Source organism: Acinetobacter sp. V2 (assembly GCF_001188385.1).
GTDB classification, from domain to species: domain Bacteria; phylum Pseudomonadota; class Gammaproteobacteria; order Pseudomonadales; family Moraxellaceae; genus Acinetobacter; species Acinetobacter oleivorans.
The window spans coordinates 118010-123822 of sequence record NZ_JZFB01000002.1 but is presented as its reverse complement, the minus strand read 5'-3'; the positions used below and the strand labels follow the sequence as shown (position 1 = coordinate 123822).

The window sequence follows — 5813 nt, the reverse complement described above, 5'->3', positions numbered from 1 at the left end:
AAGCCAGTGTAACTCGACAACCTTTTAGTTATCTTTTTGATGATTTTAAAAAGGTGTTTACTAATCGCCGTTTTTTAGGCTTAAGTCTTGCCTTACCGTTGGTGGGCATGCCTTTAATGCTTTGGATTGCTTTATCTCCAATCATTTTGGTAGATGAGTTAAAGCTCACTAGTGTGCAATATGGCTTGGCTCAATTTCCAGTATTTGTTGGTCTTATTGTAGGTAACATTGTCTTAATTAAAATTATTGACCGTCTAGCTTTAGGTAAAACTATTCTAATTGGCTTGCCGATTATGTTGATTGGGACACTCATTTTAATATTAGGAGTGGTGTGGCAAACCTATTTAATTCCTTGTTTGCTTACAGGCATGACGCTCATCTGTTTTGGTGAGGGAATTAGTTTTTCAGTCTTATATCGCTTTGCACTCATGTCATCTGAAGTATCAAAAGGAACTGTTGCAGCGGCCGTTTCGATGCTATTGATGATGAGCTTCTTTGCAATGATTGAACTGGTGCGTTACCTCTATACGCAATTTCATTTATGGGCCTTTGTATTATCTGCATTTACCTTTATTGCTCTTTGGTTTACTCAACCACGAAGTGCTTTAAAGCAGGAAATGCAAGAGAGGCAACAACAAGGCAACAATTAAAAAATACCGGAATTTATATTCCGGTATTTTTTAATATCAGGTAATTTCTTGCTCTAACAGCTTATCTTTAAGCATCAGTAATTCTGGTAATGTTTCTAACAATAAACTGATTTGTTTCAAGACTAAGGTGTATTTCTCGGATAGCTGTTCTTGAGCTGTTAAGTCCTGGATTTCTTGTAACATTTGAGAAATAAGCGTGTGGTCGGGTAGGGTTCGCCCAATTACGCTCTGGCTCAAAACTTGCTGACAATGTAGTAATAATTGTAAAACCTGCTCTTCATCAATTTTCTGTCGTTGGCTACCTAACGCTGCCACATAGCTCAGTTGGCTATGGCTATAAACCAAATAGCGAAAAGCGTAATGAATGAGCTGAGGATTTGGATTCGGTTCAGCACTTAAACTCGAGATCATGTTCGATAGCTCGATTTGAGCATTATGGGCAGCACGACGAATTCGACGGTACTCTATATCTTGATTTTTGCCATATTGATATTGCTCAACAATCACATTGAAATAATCTAATGTCGCTTTGCTACTTTTCTTAATATTGTTAGGAATATTTCGGAAGTTCCAATCAGGCCAAATAAAGTTTACGGCAAGCCATGCAATAAAACAGCCTAATAGCGTATCTATCAGGCGAGGCAAAATAATGCTGTAGCCTGCACCTTTTAAGTTAAAAATTAATAGCACCATGAGGGTGGCCATAAGTGTAGCCAAAGCATATTTCTTTTGTCGTAAATAGAAAAAGCAGACTCCGCAAATAATGGTAATGATGAGCTGACCTTCAATACTCGGTACAAAATATAGAATAGGTATTCCTAATAAAACACCGAGTAAGGTGCCAATCGTTCTTAGTTTAAGACGGCTTTTAGTCGCAAAATAAGTGATCTGACAGACAAATAAACTAGTCAGTAAAATCCAATAGCCATGCTGAGCAAATGGTAATAATGAAATGGCATAACCTGCGGCGAAAACGACAGCAATTCGTATGGCATGTCTAAATAAGGCCGACTGTGGTGTAAGCTGTTGTTTGAGTTTTAAAATCAGATCTGAAAATCCTTGAATATCATCATCAAGTAAATTTAAGTGTTCTTGTCTTGTTTGAGTATTATTTTCAGGGAAGGGCTGTGCATATTGTAGTTGTTCAAACTGTTCATGCATTCCCTTTAAATTATCAAAAATAAGTCTTAAGTTTTTAACTTCAAAGTTTTGTGGATGCTGCTGTATCCAGTCCTTTAAAGAACTTTCCAAATGGTTCAATACCGTCCGGCTTTCTTGCGAAGGTTGAGATGGCCGATTATGCAAAATACACTGAGCTAGATCTTGGCACGCTTGCGCTTGTAGGCGTAGATTTTTTTGGAAACGGAAAATAAGATCACTACGGCTAAAGTTCTGTTGAATATGCTCGTAATGTAAATAATTAGAGGTTGCTTGCTCGTGAATGTCCCGCGCAAAAAAATACAGGTTTAGCCAATAGATACTTTTATTACTGACGCGCGAAGCTTTGAGTCGAGTGAGCAGGGAGCTGCGTATTTGATTGAGACTTTGAGCAACTTGCGTATTTTGTAGAGATAATTCATATAAAAGTTGTTCTACGTTTTCTTTATTGTCGGGATCAAACAAACGTGCTTTTGCTTGAAGTAGAACAGAAATTTCTTTAAAAATTTGTGAGAGCTTATCTTGTAAGGGAAGTGTCGGCTTAATAATAAAAAACAAAATAGATGTAAAGCCGTACCACAAAGCACCATAAACAAAGTAGGTAGGTTGTTGGTACCAGTGCGCATATTCTCCTAAACCGAACATGCTATAAATGGAAAGCAAAATCGTACCAAAAGAAATGGTGGCATAACGTTGCCCTAAAGCGCCTAATAAAATGAAAAAAGCACTAGAAAGAGAAAGATATAAAATAAAGAAAATTTTGTAGGGAGCTAAAAAGCCAAGAATACTACTGACTGTAAAAAAGAGGAGGCAGACATAAACCAAGTTACGTAGTCGAATACTTAAGCGATCATCAAAGTCGGTTAATGCTGCTGCAATCGCGCCTAAAGTCACAGGAACGATGAGCTCGTTATGGCCTAGCCAAAGTAAACCCAAAGTTGTGCCTGTGAGTACAATCAAAATTTGCAGGCAATAAATTAAAATGGAGTTCGTCTTAAAACTATTAAATATTTGGGTCAGATAGTTCACGGCTTTTGTTCTAAATTAGAGAATACGTGAGAAAGCAGTATGTAACTTTAAATTTTTATTACTTCAAAAATATTATTCTTTTTATCTACAAAAGTCAGTCATTTTTTAAGATTTTATTAGGCTTACATCAGTTGTAACGATCAATAAATTAACAAAATTGTGGATATCTTTTTAGATACCCACAATTTGAAAAAGGCATAAATTATTTAATCACACCACATGCAATTCGTGCTCCGCCACCGCCGAGAGGAAGAGGTGAGTCTGAGTAGTTATCACCACCCGCATGAATCATAATAGCTCGACCTTGAAGATCAGCAAGTTTCAATCGAGGTGCAATCACAGCAGTCGTTGCAACACCAGTATTATCGACTACTAAAGCAGGTAAATCACCTAAGTGGCCAGTTGTTGGAGTACCGTGATGAGGGGCTTGATTCGGGTTGTAGTGACTACCAGCAGCTAAAGCAGCACCTGGTTTCCCATCTTTTACAGCTGGTTCACAAGAGGCATTTTCATGAATATGGAAGCCGCGTGTACCACTTGGTAAGTCAGCTAGAGCAGGCGTAATAATTAAACCTTTGTCGCTATCTTGAAAGCTAATCGTACCTAATTTTTTACCAATACCAGCGGCAGTCACTTCATTTACATCGACTACTTTTTTCGTATGCGTTGTCGTTAATGCTTGAGCTGTATCTGATACAGTTTTTGTGACTGAACTACAGCCAACCGTAAAAAAAGCTGTAAGCGCACAGACTGCGCCAATTTTATTAAACATCTGCATGATCGGATGTCCTTATAAATATATATGATTGTTTGATTCAAACAAACGAAGGTTTAACCTACAAGTTAATTTAAATAGTTAATTTGTATCTAGAAACATTTTTAAATTAAATAAATGCGTCACTCTTTATCGTTAGAAGATTCACTTTCAGAATCATAAATCATAGTCGTTTTAGGCATAGGTTCAGGCTCAATGGTTTCATGTAACCATTCACGCCAAATTGCCAGTAAAATAGCCAGAATTACAGGTCCAATAAATAAACCTACCAATCCAAAACTAGCAATACCACCTAATACACCAAACATAATCAATAAGAATGGAATTTTTGTAGCGCCAGAAATCACAAGTGGTCGAATCACATTATCTGAGCTACTAACAATCACTACACCCCAAACTACAACACCAATTGCTTCCATAGTTTGTCCCTGAGAGAACAACCATAGACCGACACCTAAATAGGAAATTGGTGTACCAAATGGAATTAAAGCCAATAAGAAAGTAGCAATGGTAAGTACCATTGGGTTTGGGACACCTGCTACGAAATAACTTAATCCAGCTAAAACAGCTTGAGCAATTGCAGTTAAACCCACGCCATAGACTACAGCACGAGTCGTCTCCGAAATCGTATCGAGATAATGGTGAATACGAGGGCCTATAACCATTTCTAAGGCTTTGCTCACCTGAGACAAAATCATTTGACCATCACGGTAGAAGAAAAATAGGCTAAATACGGCAAAACCAAGTTTGACAATATTTTTACTAATTTCACCGAGCAGTACACGGCCATAACTTAAATGGCTTTGTACCCAAGCTGCAACATTTTGAATCGTGCTATTAGGATCATTATTTAACTCATTGAGTGTACGAGAAATTTCTTTTCCAACAAAAGGAAGATCACGAATAAAATCAGGAACACTTAAGTGACCTGAAAAAACCTGACGTTGTAAGTCAAAATATAAGTTGCGGCCTTCATGCTGCAAAATAAAAATAGCGCATGTAAAAGGGACGCCAACAACCAAAATGACCAGACTAATCATCAGAGTTGCATTTAAAGTATTACGGGTTTCTCCAAAAAAACGTTGAATTCTTAAATAAATAGGCCAAGTCATATAAGCAATGATGGCAGCCCAAAGTACAGGAACAATAAAGTATTTCAGGATATTAAATCCTAAAAAAATCAAAATAAAAAACAGCCCAAACAATAAAACGCGCTGTAAATTAGGAGCGTATGGATGCACGAACAATATTTCTCTAATTTTCTACATAGAATAAAGTCATATTAACTGAAAAATAACCTGAGGCAAATTTTAAGGCCGCAATGTAAAGAACCTTATACATCTCTTTTTATAGACTAAAAGTCATTTAAAACCACTCAGCTTTATCTTCAACTAACTTGTTTAGAACAGGTTGCCATTGGTTTTGAATCGTAATAAAGTTTTTTTGAGGCTTATCAAAAATGCTTAAGCCTTGCATTGCTAAGCTGCCATATGCAGTGCGTTCAGCAATCCATGCAACAGGTTCCTGTTCAATTTTTTCAAAAAACTGTTGAATATCTTTTGAGCTGGCACTGTTTGGTTTTACGCGATTTGCAAGAAGTAAAATCTGAACTTTGCCTTTACGAATACGCTTAATATCTTGTAAATGCTTTAAAAAGCGACGAGTACTGTCTATATCAAAAAATGAAGGCTGAAGTGGAGTAATAATGGCATGAGCTTCACTAATGAGTTGCTCAGCATGTTCACCTGAAAGTGCACCAGGCGCATCAATAATTAAATAATCCAGATTTTTAGGCGCGTCACCAATTGATTTTTCATGACGCCAGTCGAGGCTTTGAATTTTTGCGACGCCATCGGGGCGCTGTTTTAACCACTGTAAAGCCGATTTTTGATTGTCCGAATCTGCTAATGCTACTTTATATCCTTTTTGTGCCAATGCTGTTGCCAACGTAATGGCCGTCATGGTTTTTCCGCATCCGCCCTTTTGATTTGCAATAAGTATCGTTTTCATAAATCCAATTATTTTCAGCAGCACATTTGTTTATGTTTTATACCTTAGCATCTTTTTATGTGAAGGAGATGACCACATTTGACAAAAGTTTAAGCTGTTTCGTTATTTTAGATATGATTAGATCTGTAATCTTAATCCGCGCTTTTTAAGGAAAATTTATGTCTGTATGGCTTGCCATGCTTATTGGTGCT

Annotated in this window: 4 protein-coding genes and 1 pseudogene; 1 reads left to right on the top strand and 4 read right to left on the bottom strand. The window is 37.1% G+C overall.

Features of this window, described 5'->3' with window-relative positions:
* Positions 1-650: pseudogene (locus tag UC75_RS20940) on the top strand (multidrug transporter MdfA); the annotation flags it as partial.
* A gap of 36 nt (positions 651-686) precedes the next feature.
* Here UC75_RS20940 and yccS read toward each other — a convergent pair.
* The 4 genes from yccS to UC75_RS09360 form a co-directional block, all read right to left on the bottom strand.
* Positions 687-2837 carry a YccS family putative transporter gene (gene yccS / locus UC75_RS09375; protein WP_049837420.1) on the bottom strand — a complete coding sequence of 717 codons (2151 nt, stop codon included), beginning with the start codon at positions 2835-2837 and terminating at the stop codon, positions 687-689.
* 202 nt (positions 2838-3039) lie between these two features.
* A complete protein-coding gene (sodC, locus tag UC75_RS09370; RefSeq protein WP_128825241.1) occupies positions 3040-3609 on the bottom strand; it encodes a superoxide dismutase family protein in 570 nt (189 codons plus the stop codon).
* Positions 3610-3734: 125 nt separating this feature from the next.
* On the bottom strand, positions 3735-4853 hold the full coding sequence (locus UC75_RS09365; protein WP_013196736.1) for an AI-2E family transporter: 1119 nt from the start codon (positions 4851-4853) through the stop codon (positions 3735-3737).
* 124 nt (positions 4854-4977) lie between these two features.
* Positions 4978-5622, bottom strand: coding sequence for a ParA family protein (locus tag UC75_RS09360; protein WP_013196737.1), 645 nt, complete (start codon positions 5620-5622; stop codon positions 4978-4980).
* Positions 5623-5813: the final 191 nt, after the last annotated feature.

Bases quoted from the DNA above. Each gene is read 5' to 3' on its own strand.
- UC75_RS09360 (WP_013196737.1), bottom strand. From the start codon at position 5,622: ATGAAAACGATACTTATTGCAAATCAAAAGGGCGGATGCGGAAAAACC.
- sodC (WP_128825241.1), bottom strand. From the start codon at position 3,609: ATGTTTAATAAAATTGGCGCAGTCTGTGCGCTTACAGCTTTTTTTACG.